This window comes from Streptomyces sp. NPDC049879 (genome assembly GCF_044461265.1).
In the GTDB taxonomy this organism is placed as follows: Bacteria; Actinomycetota; Actinomycetes; order Streptomycetales; family Streptomycetaceae; genus Streptomyces.
The window spans coordinates 401,433-418,659 of the sequence record NZ_JBITKT010000002.1 but is presented as its reverse complement, the minus strand read 5'-3'; the positions used below and the strand labels follow the sequence as shown (position 1 = coordinate 418,659).

Here is a 17,227-nt window from a genome sequence, read left to right as displayed (position 1 = left end):
CGTCACGAGGTCAGGGCACAGCTGTCAGAAGATCCCGCCGTCCCCTCCGTCATTGCCGCGATCGGCTCCCTCGGCACCACCGGGTTGCCCCTCCGTGGTCCCTCCTGGCTCGCCGGTGCCGCCGCCTTCGTCGGTTCCGCCAGGATCACCTGTCCCGCCCTGGTCGGTCCCCTCGGGGCCTCCTGAGGCGCCTCCGTCCGTACACGGGTTGAAGATGCCGCAGGTCTCCGTCGGTGTGGGCGGTGGCGGCTCCTCGGTGGTGGGCTCCTCGGAGGGCTCCTCCGACGGCTCCTCGGACGTCTCCTCCTCCGAGGGCTCCTCCGACGGCTCCTCGGTCTCGGTCTGCGTCGGGGTCGGGCTCTCGGCCTGCTCGTCCCACACGATGGTGCCCAGCTCGTCCGGCGGCTCCGGGAAGGCATCCTCCTCACCGTTGGACGCGGCGCTCATGAAGCTCATCCACGTCCCGAGGGGGAGGGAACCACCGGTGATCTTCGGGAGGCCCGCGGTCTCGTACATCGGCAGGAACTCACCGACGTCGTAGTCGTCGCCCTCGTACAGGTCCTCCTCGGAGTCCGGCGACCGCCACATGCCGATCGCCGTGGACAGCTCGCTGCTGTACCCGACGAACCAGGCGCTCTTGTTGTCGTCCGTTGTCCCGGTCTTGCCGGCGACGGGGAAGCCGATGTCCTTCGCCCGGGTCCCGCTGCCCTCCTGGATGACGCCTTCCAGCATGCCGGTGACCGTGTCCGCGACGTCCGAGGTGAAGGCCTGGGTCGGCTTCTCCTCGTGCTCCCAGACCACGTCGTCCCCACGAAGGAGCTGGGTGAGGGAGTACGGCTCGTTCTCCTCGCCGCTGGCGGCGAAGGTGCTGTAGGCGTTCGCCATACGGATCGGGCCGGGGGTGGACACACCGAGGGCGAACGTGGGCACCTTCTCGCTGACGTGGCCGAGGCTGTCCTCCAGAAGGCCGGCGTCCTGAGCGGCCTGGGCGACGGTCGCCGGGCCGATGTCCATGCCCAGCTGCACGAAGGGGCTGTTGGCCGAGACGTTCGTGGCCTGGCGCAGGGTGATGTCGCCTTGGTCGCCGCCTTCGAAGTTCTCCTGTTCCCAGGGAACCTCCTCGCCGGTCTCCTCGTCATCGACCATCAGCGTCTCGCCGTTGTACTGCTGGATGACGAGATGGTTCTCGCTGCGGTACACACTGTCCGGGGACAGGGGCGTCCGGCTGCTGTTGCCCTGGTCCGGCGGCTCGTCGGGGTCACGGACGCCGTCCCGGAACGCCGCGGCCAGCACGAAGGGCTTGAAGGTCGAGCCGACCTGGACGTTGGGGCTGTCCGCGTTGTTCATGAAGTGCTCTTCGTAGCCCGGACCGCCGTAGATGGCACGGATCGCCCCGTCGCCCGGCACCACGGCCGCGCCGCCGAACTGCACGTACCGGTCCTCCGGCCGCTCGTCCGGGTCGAGCTCCTCCATGCTCTCGTTCACCGCGGCTTCCATCTGATCCATCATCGTCTTGTCGAACGTGGTGTGGATCGCGTAGCCGCCCTCGTCGAGCTGGCCCTCCTCAAGGCCGGTGTTGGCGTAGATGTAGTTGTCCACCAGGTCGAGGAGATAGCCGATCTGCCCGGCCCTGATCACCGCCGGGGTCGGTGCCGCGACCTCGGGGAAGCCCTCCGCGATGATCTCGTCCCGCTGCGCGGTGGTCAGCTGCCCGACGTCGACGCGCCGCTGCAGGACGGTGGCCCACCGCTCCTCGGCACGCTGCTGACGTTCCTCGGTGAGCTCGCCTGTCTCCGGGTCGTACGGGTCGTAGAGGCTCGGGCCCTTCAGCTGGCCCGCGAGGAAGGCGATCTCGCTCGTCGTCAGCTCGTCGGGGTTCTTCTTGAAGAAGGTCTCCGAGGCCGCCTGGATGCCGCAAGCGTTCCGTCCGAAGCAGGAAGTGTTGAGGTAACCCTGGAGGATCTCCTCCTTCGACTGAACCGTTCCCACCTTCACCGACAGCATGAGCTCCCTGAACTTGCGGGAGAGCGTCTGGTCGGAGCTGAGGTACATGTTCTTGACGTACTGCTGGGTGATGGTGGAGCCCGACTGGACGTCGCCGCCGCGCGCCATGTTCAGCATGGCCCGGCCGATACCCACCGGGTCGATACCGGCGTCGTCCCAGAAGGAGGCGTTCTCCACCGCGATGACGGTGTCCTGCACCTCCTGCGGGATGTCCTCCAGCTGGAGGATGCGGCGGTTCACATCGCCCGTGGAGGTCATGCGGGAGCCGTCGGCCCAGTAGTACGTGTTGCTCTGCGCGTTGGCGACGGCGTTCTGGCTGGGGATGTCGGTCATCGCGAACGCGATGCCGACGAGCCCCACCAGCATGATGAAGAAGGCCATCGCCGAACCGAGGACCTGGCGCCAGGACGGCATCCAGCGGCGGAGCCCCGTGTGCCCCGACCTCGGGTAGTCGATGAAGCGCTTCCGCCGCGCCTCCGGCCGCCCGCCGCGCCGCCTGCTGGTGCCGCCGCGCTGTGCCGCGCGGCGTGCCTCCGCCCGGCTTCCGTACGGTCGTTCGCTCGTCGCGCCGGAGAGGGTGTCACCCACCCCCACGTCGTCCGCCGGTGGCGGTGGCGGTGGCGGCGGGCCGGCCCGGCGGCCGGACGGCGCCGCGGCGCGGCGGCCGCGCCCTGGCGGCTGTTTGCGACGGTGCTCGCTCATGGACAGCTACTCCTCGGACAGACGCCATCGCCTCGTGACGGCAGGTACTACTGGTTGGTTCCACTCCCCCGAAGTGCGGTCCGAGCCTGTGTTCGGACGCACGGCACCACGGATCAGGACGCCCGTGAGGGCCCTGGAGTTCCTCGCCGCGGTGGTCTGCACGGGCCAAGACTACGCAGCACCGGCACCGGAGTTTCCAGCGCCGAGGAGCAATTGGTGCGAAACGTGCGGCGCGACGTGAAGATGTGACCCCGTTCACCGGCGTCCGGCTTGCCGAGTCTTCCAGCCCGTTCTATCGTCAGGATGTATCGCGCCGATACATCGGTACGAGACAGCGCACGACGGCGCCCCACGGCGCACGTCGGCGCGGGCACCAGAGCACAGCACACACGGACGGGCAAGGCACACGCATGAGGACGGAGGTGGTCTCCCCGGTGAGCCGGCGATCAGGGATTCTCGAGTTCGCCGTCCTCGGCCTCCTGCGTGAATCCCCGATGCATGGATACGAGCTGCGGAAGCGGCTCAACACCTCGCTCGGTGTCTTCCGCGCCTTCAGCTACGGCTCCCTCTACCCGTGCCTCAAGACGCTCGTGCAGCAGGGCTGGCTGACGGAGGAGCCGGGACACCACCCGGCCGACCCCCGGACCGCCGCGCCCCTGACGAACCGGCGGGCCAAGATCGTCTACCGGCTCACCGCCGAGGGCAAGGAACGCTTCGAGGAGCTGCTCGACCAGACCGGCCCCGACGCGTGGGAGGACGAGCACTTCGGCGTCCGCTTCGCGTTCTTCGGCCAGACGTCCCGCGACGTGCGGATGCGCGTCCTCGAGGGCCGTCGCAGCCGGCTGGAGGAGCGCCTCGCGAAGATGCGGGCCTCCATGGCGCGCACCCGCGAGAAGCTCGACGCGTACACCCTCGAACTACAGCGACACGGCATGGAGTCCGTGGAGCGTGAAGTCCGCTGGCTCAACGAGCTCATCGAGAGCGAGCGGGAAGGACGCGATCAGCGCGAGCGACGCGACGATCGGGGCAGTGCGCGCGAGCGCGAGTGGCCGCCGTCCGACGACACCACCACATAACACCCCGCGACGTAGCGGGGCAGGTCAAGCACACACACAGGGAGCAAACCGGTATGGGTTCGGTTCGCGTAGCCATCGCCGGCGTGGGCAACTGCGCCGCCTCGCTGGTACAGGGCGTCGAGTACTACAAGGACGCCGCCCCGGACAGCCGGGTTCCGGGTCTGATGCACGTCCAGTTCGGGGACTACCACATCTCGGACATCGAGTTCGTGGCCGCCTTCGACGTCGACGCCAAGAAGGTCGGCCTCGACCTCGCCGACGCCATCGGCGCCAGTGAGAACAACACCATCAAGATCTGCGACGTGCCCCCGAGCGGCGTCACCGTGCAGCGCGGCGAGACCCACGACGGCCTCGGCAAGTACTACCGCGAGACCATCGACGAGTCCGACGAGGCCCCCGTCGACGTCGTGCAGGTCCTCAAGGACACGCGCGCCGACGTCCTCGTGTGCTACATGCCGGTCGGCTCCGAGAGCGCCGCGAAGTTCTACGCGCAGGCCGCCATCGACGCCAAGGTCGCGTTCGTCAACGCCCTCCCGGTCTTCATCGCCGGCACCAAGGAGTGGGCGGACAAGTTCACCGAGGCGGGCGTGCCGATCGTCGGCGACGACATCAAGTCGCAGGTCGGCGCCACCATCACCCACCGCGTGATGGCGAAGCTGTTCGAGGACCGCGGTGTCGTGCTCGAGCGCACGATGCAGCTGAACGTCGGCGGCAACATGGACTTCAAGAACATGCTGGAGCGCGACCGGCTGGAGTCCAAGAAGATCTCGAAGACCCAGGCCGTCACCTCCCAGATCCCCGACCGGGACCTCGGCGCGAAGAACGTCCACATCGGCCCGTCGGACTACGTCGCCTGGCTCGACGACCGCAAGTGGGCGTACGTCCGCCTCGAAGGCCGCGCCTTCGGCGACGTCCCGCTGAACCTGGAGTACAAGCTCGAGGTGTGGGACTCCCCCAACTCGGCCGGTGTCATCATCGACGCCCTGCGCGCCGCGAAGATCGCCAAGGACCGCGGCATCGGCGGCCCGATCCTCTCGGCCTCCTCGTACTTCATGAAGTCCCCGCCGGTGCAGTACTTCGACGACGCCGCCCGTGAGGCCGTCGAGAAGTTCATCCGCGGCGAAGTCGAGAGCTGAGCCCCGCGCGAGCGGAACCGCGACACGCGGAAACGGCGGCAGCCCCGGTCTCCCGACCGGGGCTGCCGCCGTTCTCCGTGGTGCGCGGCCGTCAGCGGTTCACGACCCGGTCGACCTGCGTCGTGGTGTGCCGCAGGATGGCCTTCAGCTCGTCGCCCACCTTGGGCCCCTGCGCCTCGGCCGGGACGAAGAGGATCGACACCTGCATGTGCGGCGGCTCGGCGAACCAGCGCTGCTTCCCGTCCCACACGAACGGCGACAGGTTGCGGTTCACCGTGGCGAGACCCGCGCGGGCCATGCCTTTCGCCCGCGAGGACATCGTCTGCAGCGCCTTGGGCGCTTCGAGACCGACCCCGTGCGACGTGCCCCCCGCGACGACGGCGAGCCAGCCGTCCGCCGGGGCCTTCTGCTGCCGGTAGCCGAAGCGGTCGCCCTTGGCCACCGGCGTCACGTCCAGCACCGCGCCGCGGTACTCCGTGGCGCCGTGGTCGCCCAGCCACAGCCGCGTCCCGATCCGCGCCCGGAAGCGCGTCTGCGGGAACTGCTGCCGCAGCCGCGCCAGCTCGGGCGAGGTCAGGTGGCTCACGAACATCGTGTCGAGCGGCAGCCGCGCCGCCCGGAGCTGGTCCATCCAGCCGATGACCTCCTCCACCGCGTCGGAGCCGTCCGTGCGGTCGAGCGGCAGGTGGATGGCGAACCCTTCGAGGCGTACGTCGTCCAGCGCCGCGTGCAGCTTGCCGAGGTCGCGCGGCGTGACGCCGTGCCGCTTCATCGAACTCATGACCTCGACCACGACACGCGAGCCGACCAGCCCGTACACGCCGTCCACGGACGACGCCGAACGGATCACCCGGTCGGGCAGCGGCACCGGCTCCTCGCTGCGCCGGTAGGGCGTCAGGACGAGGATGTCGCCGCTGAAGCGGTCCTTCATGGCCGCGGCCTCGTAGGTCGTGCCGACCGCGATGATGCCGGTGCCGAGGAGGTCCACCTCCTCGGCCAGCCGGTCGTGGCCGAAGCCGTAGCCGTTGCCCTTGCACACCGGGATCAGGTCGGGGAAGTCCGCCAGCACCGACCGCTGGTGCGCCCGCCAGCGGTCGTTGTCGACGTAGAGGGTGAGCGCCATGGCCGATGAGACCTCTTCTCTGTTCTCGTCACGTTCTCTGGGCTCGGTGTCCGCGGCCGGGTCCCGGTGCGAGGCGGGACGCCTCAGCGGCGAGACATGTACATGTCGAACGCCTTGTGGAGCAGTTTGTTGAGCGGAAAGTCCCACTCACCGAGGTACTCGGCCGCCTCGCCGCCCGTCCCCACCTTGAACTGGATCAGGCCGAAAAGGTGGTCGGTGTCCTCCAGCGAGTCACCGATCCCGCGCAGGTCGTACACATCCGCCCGCATCTCGTAGGCGTCCTGGAGCATGCGCCACTGCATGGCGTTGGACGGCCGCACCTCGCGTTTGTGGTTGGCGGAGGCTCCGTACGAATACCACACATGGCCGCCCACGATCAGCATGGTCGCGGCGGCCACCGGCTCACCCTCGTGCTGCGCGATGTAAAGGCGCATGCGGTCGGGGTCCTCGGTGTTGAGTGCCCGCCACATCAGCTGGAAATACGACAGCGGCCGCGGCCGGAAATGATCGCGCTCCGCGGTGATCTCGTACAGGTGCTGCCAGACCGGCAGCTGGTCGTAGCCGCCGCGCACGACCTCGACGCCCGCCTTCTCGGCCTTCTTGATGTTCCGCCGCCACAGCTGGTTGAAGCCCTTGTGGACCTCCTCCAGGGAACGGCCGCGCAGCGGGATCTGGAAGACGTACCGCGGCTGCACGTCGCCGAACCCGGCGCCCCCGTCCTCGCCCTGCTGCCAGCCCATGCGGCGCAGCCGGTCGGAGACCTCGAAGGCGCGCGGCTCGATGTGCGTCGCCTGGACGTCCCGCAGCCGCTTCATGTCGGGGTTCTGGATGCCCGCCTTGATCGCCGCCGCGTCCCAGCGCCTGATCACGACCGGCGGGCCCATCTTCACCGAGAACGCGCCCTGCTGCTTCAGGTGCGCGAGCATCGGCTTGAGCCACTCCTCGAGGTTCGGCGCGTACCAGTCGATGACCGGCCCCTCGGGCAGGTACGCCAGGTACCGCTTCACGCGCGGCACCTGGCGGTAGAGCACCAGGCCGGCGCCGACCAGCCGCCCCACCCGGTCGAACCAGCCCAGCGACTCCGAGCGCCAGGCGGACTTCACATCGCCCCAGGCCGGCACCTGCATGTGACTGGCCGACGGCAGTGAGTCGATGTACGCCAGATGCTCCTCGCGGCTGATGGTCCTCAGGGTCAGGCTCATACGGGCGCTCCTCCGGTCGCCGGCTGCGTCAATCGCAGGGTCTGGCCGGAAGCCTAACGGCGCACACGCCGTACGGCCGCCCGTAGGGCCCGTTATCCGGGGGGAGTCCGGGGGCGGGCCCGGCCCGTCAGTCGAGCCAGCCGTTCCAGAAGCCGCCGTTCGCGAGGCCGAGGTAGAGGCCCACGCCGGCCGCTCCGAGGCCGATCACCGTGAGGAAGCGCTGGCCGGTGGTGGCGGAGTTCAGCTGGCTCCAGCCGCCCGCCAGCAGGCCGGCGAGGCCGACCCAGGCGCTGACGATGTGGAGGCCGGAGAAGATGGCGGTGACGGCGGCGACCGCCCCGACCACGAGGACGACGACGGCCAGTCCGTTCTCCTTGGGGTGCGGTCGGCCATCGGAGTTCATGAGGGAACCGGCGCGGGCCAGCGGTCCGTGCTGTGCGGCCTGAGCCATGCGGGACACCTCCAGCGGGTGGGGGACGTTCGTTACGACACCTGTGTCCGTTCATGTCCGCTCTCTCCAGGGTGCTCCTCGCTCCGCCCCGATTTCAAGCGGAAGGGCAACGCCAGGTACGGTGTACTGTCCGCACCTCCGTCGCCGGAGGCGGCGGACACGCATCACGACCCTCCTGCCACGGAACGACCGTGGCCGCCTGAGTCCGAAGGAGGTGGGTTTTCGCATGCGTCACTACGAGCTGATGGTGATCCTCGACCCGGATCTTGAGGAGCGCGCCGTCGCCCCCCTGATCGACAGCTTCATGACCGTCGTCCGCGACGGCAACGGCAAGGTCGAGAAGGTGGACACCTGGGGCCGTCGCAGGCTCGCCTACGAGATCAACAAGAAGCCCGAGGGCATCTACTCCGTCATCGACCTGCAGGCCGAGCCGGCCGTCGTGAAGGAGCTGGACCGCCAGCTGAACCTGAACGAGTCGGTCATGCGGACGAAGGTCCTCCGTCCCGCCACCCACTGAACGGCCGCTGAGTCCCTGACCAGCGCTGATCGCTCACCGGGCGACAGGACGGCCGGGAATGTCCGGCATATCGAGTAGCACTGTCAGTGCCATAGGCCATCATCGCAGCAACAGCAGTTAATCCCCGCCGAGAGGTTCCCCCAATGGCAGGCGAGACCGTCATCACGGTTGTCGGCAACCTGGTCGACGACCCCGAGCTGCGCTTCACCCCGTCCGGGGCGGCGGTCGCGAAGTTCCGCGTCGCGTCCACCCCGCGGATGTTCGACCGGCAGACCAGCGAGTGGAAGGACGGCGAGAGCCTCTTCCTCACCTGCTCGGTCTGGCGCCAGGCGGCGGAGAACGTCGCCGAGTCCCTCACCAAGGGGACGCGCGTCATCGTGCAGGGCCGCCTCAAGCAGCGCTCGTACGAGGACCGGGACGGTGTCAAGCGCACGGTCTACGAGCTGGAGGTCGACGAGGTCGGCGCCAGCCTGCGCAGTGCCACGGCCAAGGTCACCCGCGCCACCGGGCGCGGCGGCCAGGGCGGTGGCGGTGGCTGGGGCGGCCCCGAGGGTGGCGGCCAGGGCGGCCGTGGCGGCCAGGGAGCGCCCGCGGGCGACCCCTGGGCGACCAGCGCGCCGTCCGGCGGCCAGCAGGGCGGCGGCGGCGGTGGTGGTGGCGGCTGGGGCGGCGGCTCCGGCGGTGGCTACTCGGACGAGCCGCCGTTCTGACGGCTCTCCTCCACACTTCTGTTTGAACTCACCGGAGAAACACCATGGCGAAGCCGCCTGCGCGCAAGCCCAAGAAGAAGGTCTGCGTGTTCTGCAAGGAGAAGATCTCCTACGTCGACTACAAGGACACGAACCTGCTGCGGAAGTTCATTTCCGACCGCGGCAAGATCCGTGCCCGCCGGGTCACCGGCAACTGCACCCAGCACCAGCGTGACGTCGCGACGGCCGTGAAGAACAGCCGCGAGATGGCGCTGCTGCCCTACACCTCGACCGCGCGATAAGGAAGGGTGTTCACGCATCATGAAGATCATCCTGACCCACGAGGTCTCCGGCCTCGGCGCGCCCGGCGACGTCGTCGAGGTGAAGGACGGGTACGCCCGTAACTACCTGCTTCCCCGTGGTGTGGCGATCCGCTGGACCAGGGGCGGCGAGAAGGACGTCGAGCAGATCCGCCGCGGTCGCAAGATCCGCGAGATCGCCTCGATCGAGCAGGCCAACGACATCAAGGGCCAGCTCGAAGGCGTCACCGTCCGGCTGAAGGTCCGTGCCGGTTCCGGTGGCCGTCTGTTCGGTTCCGTCACCCCGGCGGACATCGCGTCCGCCGTGAAGAGCGCGGGTGGTCCCGATGTGGACAAGCGCCGCATCGAGCTGGGCACCCCGATCAAGAGCCTCGGCACGCACCGGATCTCCGTCCGGCTGCACCCCGAGGTCGTCGCGAACGTCGGCCTGCAGGTGGACGCCGCGAAGTGACCCGTACGACGGCCGCGCCCCGCTGATCCGCGGGGCGCGGCCGTCGGCGTTCCTCCATGCTTCAGGCCCGCGCCGCCCCGGTGACGACCCAGCGTCCGGTCCGCGTACGCACGGTGAGCGTGACCATCCTGATCGCCATCATCAGGCCGCCGAAGACCCACCACAGCGCGGTGACTCCGCCGCCGAGCGGGCGGACGAGCAGCACGGCGGGGACGAACAGCGCGAGGGTCAGCAGCATGGCGCCCGCCAGGTAGGGCCCGTCGCCCGCTCCCATCAGCACGCCGTCCAGGACGAACACGACGCCCGCGACCGGCTGGCAGACGGCGACCACGAGCAGGACGGGCAGCAGGTGGCCGCGGACGTCCGTGTCCCCGGTGAACACGTGCAGCAGCACGGGGCTCGCGGCGGCGGTCAGCAGGCCGAGCGCGAGGCCCGAGACGATGCCCCACCGCACCATGCGGGCGCAGGCGGAGCGCGCGCCCGCGGCGTCGCCCGCGCCGAGGTAGCGCCCGATGATGGCCTGGCCCGCGATCGCTATGGCGTCCAGGGCGAACGCGAGGAGCGTCCAGATGGTCAGGGCGATCTGGTGGGCGGCGATGTCGGCGTCGCCCAGCCGCGCGGCCACCGCCGTGGTGAGCAGCAGGACGGCGCGGAGGGAGAGCGTACGGACGAGCAGGGGGACGCCTGCCCTGGCGTTGCCGAGGATGCCCGCCCGGCTGGGGCGCAGGTCGGCGCCGTGCGTGCGGGCGCCTCTGACCACGACGCGGAGGTACGCGGCGGCCATGCCGAACTGGGCGAGGACGGTTCCCCAGGCCGACCCGGCGACGCCGAGGTCGAGCCCGTAGAGGAAGAGGGCGTTCAGCGCGATGTTTCCCGTGAAACCTCCGAGGGCGACGTACAGGGGCGTGCGGGTGTCCTGGAGGCCGCGCAGGACGCCGGTGGCGGCGAGGACCATCAGCATGGGGGGAATGCCGAGGGCGCTGACGCGGAGGTAGGCCGTCGCGTGGGGTGCGGCGGTCGGGGAGGCGCCGAAGAGGTCGACGAGGGCCGGTGCCGCCGGGACGGCGACGGCGACCAGGACCGCGCCGAGGAGGAGGGCGAGCCAGATGCCGTCCATGCCCCGGCGGATGGCGGTGGCGGGGTCTCCGGCGCCGATGCTGCGGGAGACGGCGGCGGTCGTGGCGTAGGCGAGGAAGACGAAGACGTTGACGACCGTGCCGAGGAGGGCCGCGGCGACGCCGAGACCGGCGAGCTGGGGGGTGCCCAGGTGGCCGACCATGGCGCTGTCGGCCATCAGGAAGAGGGGCTCGGCGACCAGGGCCCCGAACGCGGGGAGGGCGAGCGCGAGGATCTCCCGGTCCTGGCGGCGCCGGGTGGGGACGGAGACGGGCATGCACTGATCCAAACATCCACAGGTAACGGATGCAATGGTCTTCCGTCCCTTACGAGGTGTGCGCTCTGACATGTCCGCGCGCAGCGGTCGGCGTGTGGTCGGCCCTCTTGTCGAAGTTTTTTCCACCCACAGGGGGTGGTAGGGGAAACCGCAGGTCAGGGGGCTTTTTAGATGATCTTGGTCAGGTTCTCCACAGGCTTGTCCCCCGTTGTCCCCCGCTTCGTCCACAGGAATCGGGCCGTCATCCACAGGGTCTGATCTGAAATCCACATAGCCTGTGGATAACTTGGTTGGTCCTCCCCCCGGGTGCCCGTAGCGTAGGTCCCCGCGCCGGACGCTGGATGTCAGAGCTGTGCCGTATCAAGGAACAACAGCGCGGCGGATTTCCGGGCGGGAGGAGGCGGGGTCGGTGACGGATCTCGAACACGCGGGACCCTCGTGGGACGACATCGGTGCCGAGGAGCACGGCGGTGTCTCCCGCCCGCGGCAGAGCTCCGAGGACGGCATGGACGAACGCTCCGCGTTCGAACGGCTGCCGCCCCAGGACCTCGCCGCCGAGCAGTCCGTCCTCGGCGGCATGCTGCTCTCGAAGGACGCGATCGCCGAGGTCGTGGAGGTCCTGCGCGGTCAGGACTTCTACAAGCCGGCGCACGAGATGATCTACAGCGCGATCCTCGACCTGTACGCGAAGGGCGAGCCCGCCGACCCGATCACCATCTCGGCGGAGCTGACCAAGCGCGGTGAGCTGGCCAAGGTGGGCGGCGCCGGGTACGTCCACTCGCTCGTCCACATGGTCCCGACGGCGGCGAACGCCGAGTACTACGCCGAGATCGTTCACGACCGCGCCGTCCTGCGCCGCCTCGTGCAGGCGGGCACCCGCATCACGCAGATGGGATACGCGGCCGACGGCGACGTCGACGACATCGTCAACTCGGCCCAGGCCGAGGTCTACGCCGTGACGGAGCAGCGCACGGCCGAGGATTACCTGCCGCTCGGCGACATCATGGAGGGCGCGCTCGACGAGATCGAGGCGATCAGCAACCGCAGCGGTGAGATGACGGGGGTCCCCACCGGCTTCACCGACCTCGACTCGCTGACCAACGGCCTGCACCCCGGGCAGATGATCGTCATCGCCGCCCGTCCGGCGATGGGCAAGTCCACCCTGGCCCTCGACTTCGCCCGCGCCTGCTCGATCAAGCACAAGCTGCCCAGCGTCATCTTCTCCCTGGAGATGGGGCGCAACGAGATCGCCATGCGCCTGCTCTCGGCCGAGGCGCGCGTGGCGCTCCACCACATGCGGTCCGGCAGCATGACCGACGAGGACTGGAACCGGCTCGCCCGCCAGATGGCCGAGGTCAACGAGGCGCCGCTGTACATCGACGACTCCCCGAACCTGTCGATGATGGAGATCCGGGCCAAGTGCCGCCGCCTGAAGCAGCGCAACGACCTGCAGCTCGTCGTCATCGATTACCTGCAGCTGATGCAGAGCGGCGGCAGCAGACGGCCGGAGAGCCGCCAGCAGGAGGTGTCCGAGATGTCCAGGAACCTCAAGCTCCTCGCGAAGGAGCTGGAGGTCCCGGTGGTGGCGCTCTCCCAGCTGAACCGCGGACCCGAGCAGCGGACCGACAAGAAGCCGATGGTGTCCGACCTGCGTGAGTCGGGCTCCATCGAGCAGGACGCGGACATGGTGATCCTGCTGCACCGCGAGGACGCGTACGAGAAGGAGTCGCCGCGCGCGGGTGAGGCGGACCTGATCGTGGCCAAGCACCGCAACGGCCCGACGGCCACCATCACGGTCGCCTTCCAGGGCCACTACTCGCGCTTCGTGAACATGGAAGGCGGCTTCTGAGCCGGTACGGGCGTGATCAGGGCGGGGAGGCCGTGCCGGTCCAGCGGTGGTAGGCGTCCATGTCCACGTTGCCGCCGCAGATGATGGTGGCGACGTGTCGGCCGGCGAAGCGGTCGCGGTTCTCGATGAGCGTCGCGATGCCGAGCGCGGCCGACGGCTCGACGACCAAGCCGGCGTGATCGAGCAGCAGCCGCATCCCGGCGATGATCGACGCCTCCTGGACCAGAACGGCGTCGTCGGCGACCAGGAGGAGGTCGGCCAGGACGGCGGGGAGGGGACGGCGGCCGGCGACACCGTCGGCGATGGTGTCGGTCGCGTCGGTGGTGACGACGCGCCGTCCGTGCCACGAGCGTGTCATCGCCGGTGCGCCCTGCGGCTGGACGCAGATCACCTCGACCTCGGGTGCCAGCTCCTTGATCACATGCCCCACGCCGGTGGCCAGCGCGCCGCCGCCGAGCGCGATCAGGACGGCGTCGAACGAGGGCGTGGTGTCCACCAGTTCCAGGCCGATGGTCGCCGCGCCCTCGCAGGTCTCGATGTCCAGACTGTCCTCGACCAGCCGGATGCCGTCGTGCCGTGCGATGGCCGCCGCCCGCTCCCGCGCCATCTCGTGATCGCCGTCCACCAGCTCCAGCCTGGCGCCCAGCGCGCGGATGGCGTCGATCTTGGCCCGGGTCGCGAAGCGGGACGCCACGACCGTGATGTCGAGGCCGCGGCCGCGACCGGACCAGGCGAGGGCCTGGCCGAGGTTGCCCGCGCTCGCGCACACCGCGGCTCGCGAGACCTCGTCGGCCAGCAGGGTCGCGACCACCTCGGTGCCGCGGGCCTTGAAGCTGCGGACCGGGTTCGCCGTTTCCAGCTTGATGCTCACCGCGCAGCCGAGTGCGGGCTCCAGCGCCTCACAGCGGTACAGCGGGGTGTCGAGGAAGACCGGGTCGATGACCTGGCGGGCCGCCCGTATGCGGGCGGTGTCGAGACGGGTCTGCTGCACGACACGGGACCGTAGCGCCGCCGGTGCTGCCGCGACAAACAACTTCCGTCATTCGCCGGGCGGTTGCGGGCGGAAGAGGCGCCAGAAGGCGAGGGCCGTTTCCGGGGGTGGGGCGGGGGTGGTGTCGGTGATCCAGGTGGCGATCACGCCCGTCAGGGCGCCGGCCAGGTAGGCGGCGTGGGTGTCCACCGGTACGTCGCCGTAGCCGGGTGGGCGGCGGCCCTGGCGGAACGAGGCGCCGAGTTCGGCGGTCAGGCGTTCCCGCAGGCGTGCCGAGAACAGCGCGCTTCCGTGGGCGCCCAGCATCCGCCGGTAGAGGGGCGCGTGGTCGGCGACGTGCTGGAACAGCTCGGCCAGGGGAGGCGGTGCTTCGTCGCGAGGCGCGTCGAGAGGGCACAGCGCCGCCGCGCGGGCCACGTGTGCCACCGCGTCGTCCATGGCGTCGGTCACCAGGGCGTCGATGTCGGGGAAGTGCTGGTAGACGGTCGCCCGGTTCACCCCGGCGTGCCTGGCGACCTCGGACATCGTGATCGCGGCGGGGTCCTTGTCCGCGGCGAGTTCGAGGATCGTCGTCCGGAGCCTGGCCCGGCTGCGCCGGGCGCGCGGATCGTCGGGGTTCATGCCGCCCAGCCTAGCCGACACATGTCGGTTTACTGATCGACAGCTGTTGGTTAGTGTGGCCGGCATGCGTATCGAGATCTGGGCGGACGTGGTCTGCGCGTGGGCGTACATCGGCAAGCGGCGGCTGGAGCAGGCGCTCGCCGACCGGAAGGTGGCGGGCACCGGGGCCGAGGTCGTCTGGCGGCCTTTCCGGATCGATCCGACCGCGCCTGACCGGGCGACCCCCCTCCAGGACGCGTGGCGCGACCCGGTGGTGGACGCCGCGCTGCGGCGCTGCGCGCCGGACCTGTCCCCGGCCGGGAACCGCGTGCGCGTCTCCCGGATCGCGGCGGAGGAGGGGCTCGGTCCGCCGTGGGGAGCGGCTTGGCGGGCCACCAGCCACGACGCCCACCGCCTCCTCCACCTCGCCCGGGAGCGCGGGGGCGCCGCGGTCCAGGGCGAGGTGGCCGAGCGGGTGATGCGGGCGCACTTCGTCGACGGAGCGGACATCAGCGACCGGCGGTGCCTCGGCGATATCGCCGCGCGTGCCGGTTTCCCGGAGGGCGCCGCGCTGCTGGACGACGGCGCGGGCGACCGCGAGGTGCGGGAACTCCTCCTCGTCGGCGCGGCGAGGGGCATCGTCACGTCGCCGACGATCGTGGTCGGGGACCGTGCCCTCGCGGGTGCGCAGCCGCCCGGCGTGATCGCCGACTTCCTCGCCGCCGGTGACGGCAGGCGTGTCGTGCCGGAGGAGGTCCGCCGGCTGCGCTGGGCCGAGTCCCTGCTGGACCGCAACGACCCGCTCGGCGCCCTGGCCCTGCTGGAGCCGCTGCTCGGCACGTACGCGGACGACCTGAACGTCCGGCGGGCCGCAGCCCGCGGTTACTTCCACTCCGCCCAGCTGACCCGGGCGAGGGACGTGCTGGAAGGGGTGGTCGGCGACGCGCCCGACGACTCGTACGCGCGGTTGATGCTCGGCCGCACCCTGCGGCGCATGGGCGAGGAGGACCTGGCGGCCCCGCACCTGAAGATGGCCGTCGCCATGACGCCCGGCTTCGCCTGACCGGCGCGCACGGGCCGCGGGTCAGCCGGGAGGGGAGTCCTCGCCGCGGGCGACGGCTCGCAGGCTCGCGTACGCGGTGGCGAGGGCGTCGGGGGACCAGCCCGCGTTGAGCCCGCTCGGGTTCGGCAGTACCCAGACGCCCGCTCCGGCGACGCGTTCGTCCTGCCTGCCGAAGCCCGCGCCCGGCCTGGCGAAGGCCGTGCGGTACGCGGTGACGCCGAGGATCGCGAGCCAGCGCGGCCGGTACCGCTCGGTGGTGGCCGTCAGCCGGAGCAGGCCCGCGCGGAGTTCCGCGGGCGTCAGCTCGGCCGCCCTCGCGGTGGGCCGGGCGGCCATGTTGGTGATGCCGAGGCCGTACGAGAGCAGTCGGCCCTGCTCTTCGGGGAGCAGGCGGCGCGGGGTGAAGCCCGACCGGTGGAGCGTGGGCCAGAAGCGGTTCCCGGGGGTGGCGAAGTTGTACCCGAGGGCGGCCGAGGTGAGCCCCGGGTTGATGCCGCAGAAGACGACATCGAGCCCCGGGGCCATCACGTCGGGCAGGGTCTTGCCGCGGGCGGCCTCCAGCTCCTCGCGGGTGGGCCGGGCGGCAGGACGACGCATGGGGTGTTTCCTCCGGGGTGCTGACGGTTGCCGGTGTCACCCAGAGGGTGCCGTCCGTGGTCCTGGTGAACCAGCCGACGCGCCCGGTGGTGTGCCGGGGCCGGGCGATGCCGCGAAGTCCTGGACACCGACCACACGGAGCAGGGCCAGCCGGTCGGCCGTGTCGGTACCCGGAGGCGGCGTCAGCAGGACGATCCGCTGGTCGCCCTCGGGGGCGAGCAGGACCTGGCAGTCGAGATCGATGGGGCCGATCGCCGGGTGCAGCACCCGCATGCGGCTGTGGCGCCGGACGGCGACCTCGTGCTCGGCCCACAGCCGCGTGAACTCCTCGCTCGCGTCCAGCAGCCGGCGGAGGAGACGGGCGGCGGCCGCGTCTCCCGGCCTGCGTGCCATGGCGGCGCGGAGATCGGCCACATGGAGACGGCTGAGGCGGGCGTGCTCCTCGGGCGGGTACGCGGAGCGGGCGTCCGCGTCGGTGAACCAGCGCCAGGCGACGTTGCGGCCGTGTTCCGAGACGGTGCAGACATCGCCGAGGAGCGCCTGCGCCAGCGCGTTCTGCACGAGGACGTCCCCGAGATGGCTCAGGATCTGCGCCGGGGTGGTCGTCAGCTGGTCGAGCAGATGCAGCAGCGCGGGCGCCACATGGTCGGGGCTCGGCCGCCCCTCCGGGGGCCGCTGTCCGGCGAGAAGGTGCAGATGGTCGCGCTCATCGGCGGTGAGGCGCAGTGCGCGGGCGAGAGCGCCGAGGAGCTGTGGCGACGGGTGGGGGCCGCGGGCCTGCTCCAGCCGGACGTAGTAGTCGACCGACATACCGGCGAGCTGGGCGACCTCTTCGCGTCGGAGCCCCGGCGTGCGCCGCCGGGCACCCGCGGGCAGGCCGACTTCCTGAGGGCCGAGCCGGCCGCGGGACTGACGCAGGAAGTCGGCGAGCTCGCGTCGGTTGATCGTCATACCCGCCATCCTGCGCGCGTCGCGGTGGATGAGCCAGGGATTCCCGGTCCCAGGCTCACCGGGTCTCTGCCGGTGGGCGGCCGTCGTCGGCACTGTGGTGGTCGTCGCACTG

17 protein-coding genes are annotated in these 17,227 nt (G+C 70.6%); 8 read left to right on the top strand and 9 right to left on the bottom strand.

Annotated elements, in window-relative coordinates; translation table 11 throughout:
* Nucleotides 1–24: 24 nt before the first annotated feature.
* Nucleotides 25–2,706: a transglycosylase domain-containing protein gene (locus tag ACIBPC_RS08890; protein WP_398842280.1), complete on the bottom strand. Its 2,682-nt coding sequence runs from the start codon at nucleotides 2,704–2,706 to the stop codon at nucleotides 25–27.
* A gap of 434 nt (nucleotides 2,707–3,140) precedes the next feature.
* Between ACIBPC_RS08890 and ACIBPC_RS08885 the strand changes: the two genes are divergently transcribed.
* Together ACIBPC_RS08885 and ACIBPC_RS08880 are read left to right on the top strand one after the other, a co-directional pair.
* Complete coding sequence (locus ACIBPC_RS08885; protein WP_362956569.1) at nucleotides 3,141–3,782, top strand: PadR family transcriptional regulator; 642 nt, start codon at nucleotides 3,141–3,143, stop codon at nucleotides 3,780–3,782.
* A gap of 53 nt (nucleotides 3,783–3,835) precedes the next feature.
* Entirely contained in the window at nucleotides 3,836–4,918 is a 1,083-nt protein-coding gene (locus ACIBPC_RS08880) for an inositol-3-phosphate synthase (RefSeq protein ID WP_398842278.1), read from the top strand.
* Between the two features lie 91 nt (nucleotides 4,919–5,009).
* Here the strand turns inward: ACIBPC_RS08880 and ACIBPC_RS08875 are convergent, their stop codons facing one another.
* The 3 genes from ACIBPC_RS08875 to ACIBPC_RS08865 all read right to left on the bottom strand — a co-directional run bounded on the left by ACIBPC_RS08875 (nucleotide 5,010) and on the right by ACIBPC_RS08865 (nucleotide 7,694).
* Nucleotides 5,010–6,041: an alanine racemase gene (locus ACIBPC_RS08875; protein WP_362956575.1), complete on the bottom strand. Its 1,032-nt coding sequence runs from the start codon at nucleotides 6,039–6,041 to the stop codon at nucleotides 5,010–5,012.
* An 83-nt stretch (nucleotides 6,042–6,124) separates the two neighbouring features.
* A complete protein-coding gene (locus tag ACIBPC_RS08870; protein WP_362956578.1) occupies nucleotides 6,125–7,243 on the bottom strand; it encodes a peptidoglycan bridge formation glycyltransferase FemA/FemB family protein in 1,119 nt (372 codons plus the stop codon).
* A 127-nt stretch (nucleotides 7,244–7,370) separates the two neighbouring features.
* On the bottom strand, nucleotides 7,371–7,694 hold the full coding sequence (locus ACIBPC_RS08865; RefSeq protein WP_398842276.1) for a hypothetical protein: 324 nt from the start codon (nucleotides 7,692–7,694) through the stop codon (nucleotides 7,371–7,373).
* Nucleotides 7,695–7,920: 226 nt separating this feature from the next.
* Between ACIBPC_RS08865 and rpsF the strand changes: the two genes are divergently transcribed.
* From rpsF to rplI, 4 genes are all read left to right on the top strand, one after another.
* Complete coding sequence (rpsF, locus tag ACIBPC_RS08860; RefSeq protein ID WP_362956583.1) at nucleotides 7,921–8,211, top strand: 30S ribosomal protein S6; 291 nt, start codon at nucleotides 7,921–7,923, stop codon at nucleotides 8,209–8,211.
* 143 nt (nucleotides 8,212–8,354) lie between these two features.
* Entirely contained in the window at nucleotides 8,355–8,921 is a 567-nt protein-coding gene (locus tag ACIBPC_RS08855) for a single-stranded DNA-binding protein (protein ID WP_398842274.1), read from the top strand.
* 44 nt (nucleotides 8,922–8,965) lie between these two features.
* Nucleotides 8,966–9,202, top strand: a complete 237-nt coding sequence (gene rpsR, locus ACIBPC_RS08850; protein WP_003978893.1) for a 30S ribosomal protein S18 — start codon at nucleotides 8,966–8,968, stop codon at nucleotides 9,200–9,202.
* A 19-nt stretch (nucleotides 9,203–9,221) separates the two neighbouring features.
* On the top strand, nucleotides 9,222–9,671 hold the full coding sequence (gene rplI / locus ACIBPC_RS08845; RefSeq protein ID WP_362956590.1) for a 50S ribosomal protein L9: 450 nt from the start codon (nucleotides 9,222–9,224) through the stop codon (nucleotides 9,669–9,671).
* Nucleotides 9,672–9,732: 61 nt separating this feature from the next.
* Here rplI and ACIBPC_RS08840 read toward each other — a convergent pair whose 3' ends face one another.
* Complete coding sequence (locus tag ACIBPC_RS08840) at nucleotides 9,733–11,064, bottom strand: MATE family efflux transporter (RefSeq protein WP_398842272.1); 1,332 nt, start codon at nucleotides 11,062–11,064, stop codon at nucleotides 9,733–9,735.
* A 409-nt stretch (nucleotides 11,065–11,473) separates the two neighbouring features.
* Here ACIBPC_RS08840 and dnaB point away from each other — a divergent pair, with 409 nt between their 5' ends.
* Nucleotides 11,474–12,913 carry a replicative DNA helicase gene (gene dnaB, locus ACIBPC_RS08835; protein WP_398842271.1) on the top strand — a complete coding sequence of 480 codons (1,440 nt, stop codon included), beginning with the start codon at nucleotides 11,474–11,476 and terminating at the stop codon, nucleotides 12,911–12,913.
* Nucleotides 12,914–12,929: 16 nt separating this feature from the next.
* Here the strand turns inward: dnaB and ACIBPC_RS08830 are convergent, their stop codons facing one another.
* Together ACIBPC_RS08830 and ACIBPC_RS08825 are read right to left on the bottom strand one after the other, a co-directional pair.
* Nucleotides 12,930–13,904 carry a threonine/serine dehydratase gene (locus tag ACIBPC_RS08830; protein ID WP_398842270.1) on the bottom strand — a complete coding sequence of 325 codons (975 nt, stop codon included), beginning with the start codon at nucleotides 13,902–13,904 and terminating at the stop codon, nucleotides 12,930–12,932.
* Nucleotides 13,905–13,952: 48 nt separating this feature from the next.
* Nucleotides 13,953–14,525, bottom strand: coding sequence for a TetR/AcrR family transcriptional regulator (locus ACIBPC_RS08825; protein WP_398842268.1), 573 nt, complete (start codon nucleotides 14,523–14,525; stop codon nucleotides 13,953–13,955).
* Nucleotides 14,526–14,589: 64 nt separating this feature from the next.
* On the opposite strand from ACIBPC_RS08825, the gene ACIBPC_RS08820 reads away from it, so the two are divergent.
* Entirely contained in the window at nucleotides 14,590–15,567 is a 978-nt protein-coding gene (locus tag ACIBPC_RS08820; RefSeq protein WP_398842266.1) for a DsbA family protein, read from the top strand.
* 21 nt (nucleotides 15,568–15,588) lie between these two features.
* Here ACIBPC_RS08820 and mug read toward each other — a convergent pair whose 3' ends face one another.
* Both mug and ACIBPC_RS08810 read right to left on the bottom strand, forming a co-directional pair.
* Nucleotides 15,589–16,164: a G/U mismatch-specific DNA glycosylase gene (gene mug / locus ACIBPC_RS08815; protein WP_398842264.1), complete on the bottom strand. Its 576-nt coding sequence runs from the start codon at nucleotides 16,162–16,164 to the stop codon at nucleotides 15,589–15,591.
* A 36-nt stretch (nucleotides 16,165–16,200) separates the two neighbouring features.
* Nucleotides 16,201–17,124 (bottom strand): helix-turn-helix transcriptional regulator, encoded by a 924-nt coding sequence (locus tag ACIBPC_RS08810; RefSeq protein WP_398842263.1) that lies wholly within the window; start codon nucleotides 17,122–17,124, stop codon nucleotides 16,201–16,203.
* Nucleotides 17,125–17,227 lie beyond the last annotated feature (103 nt).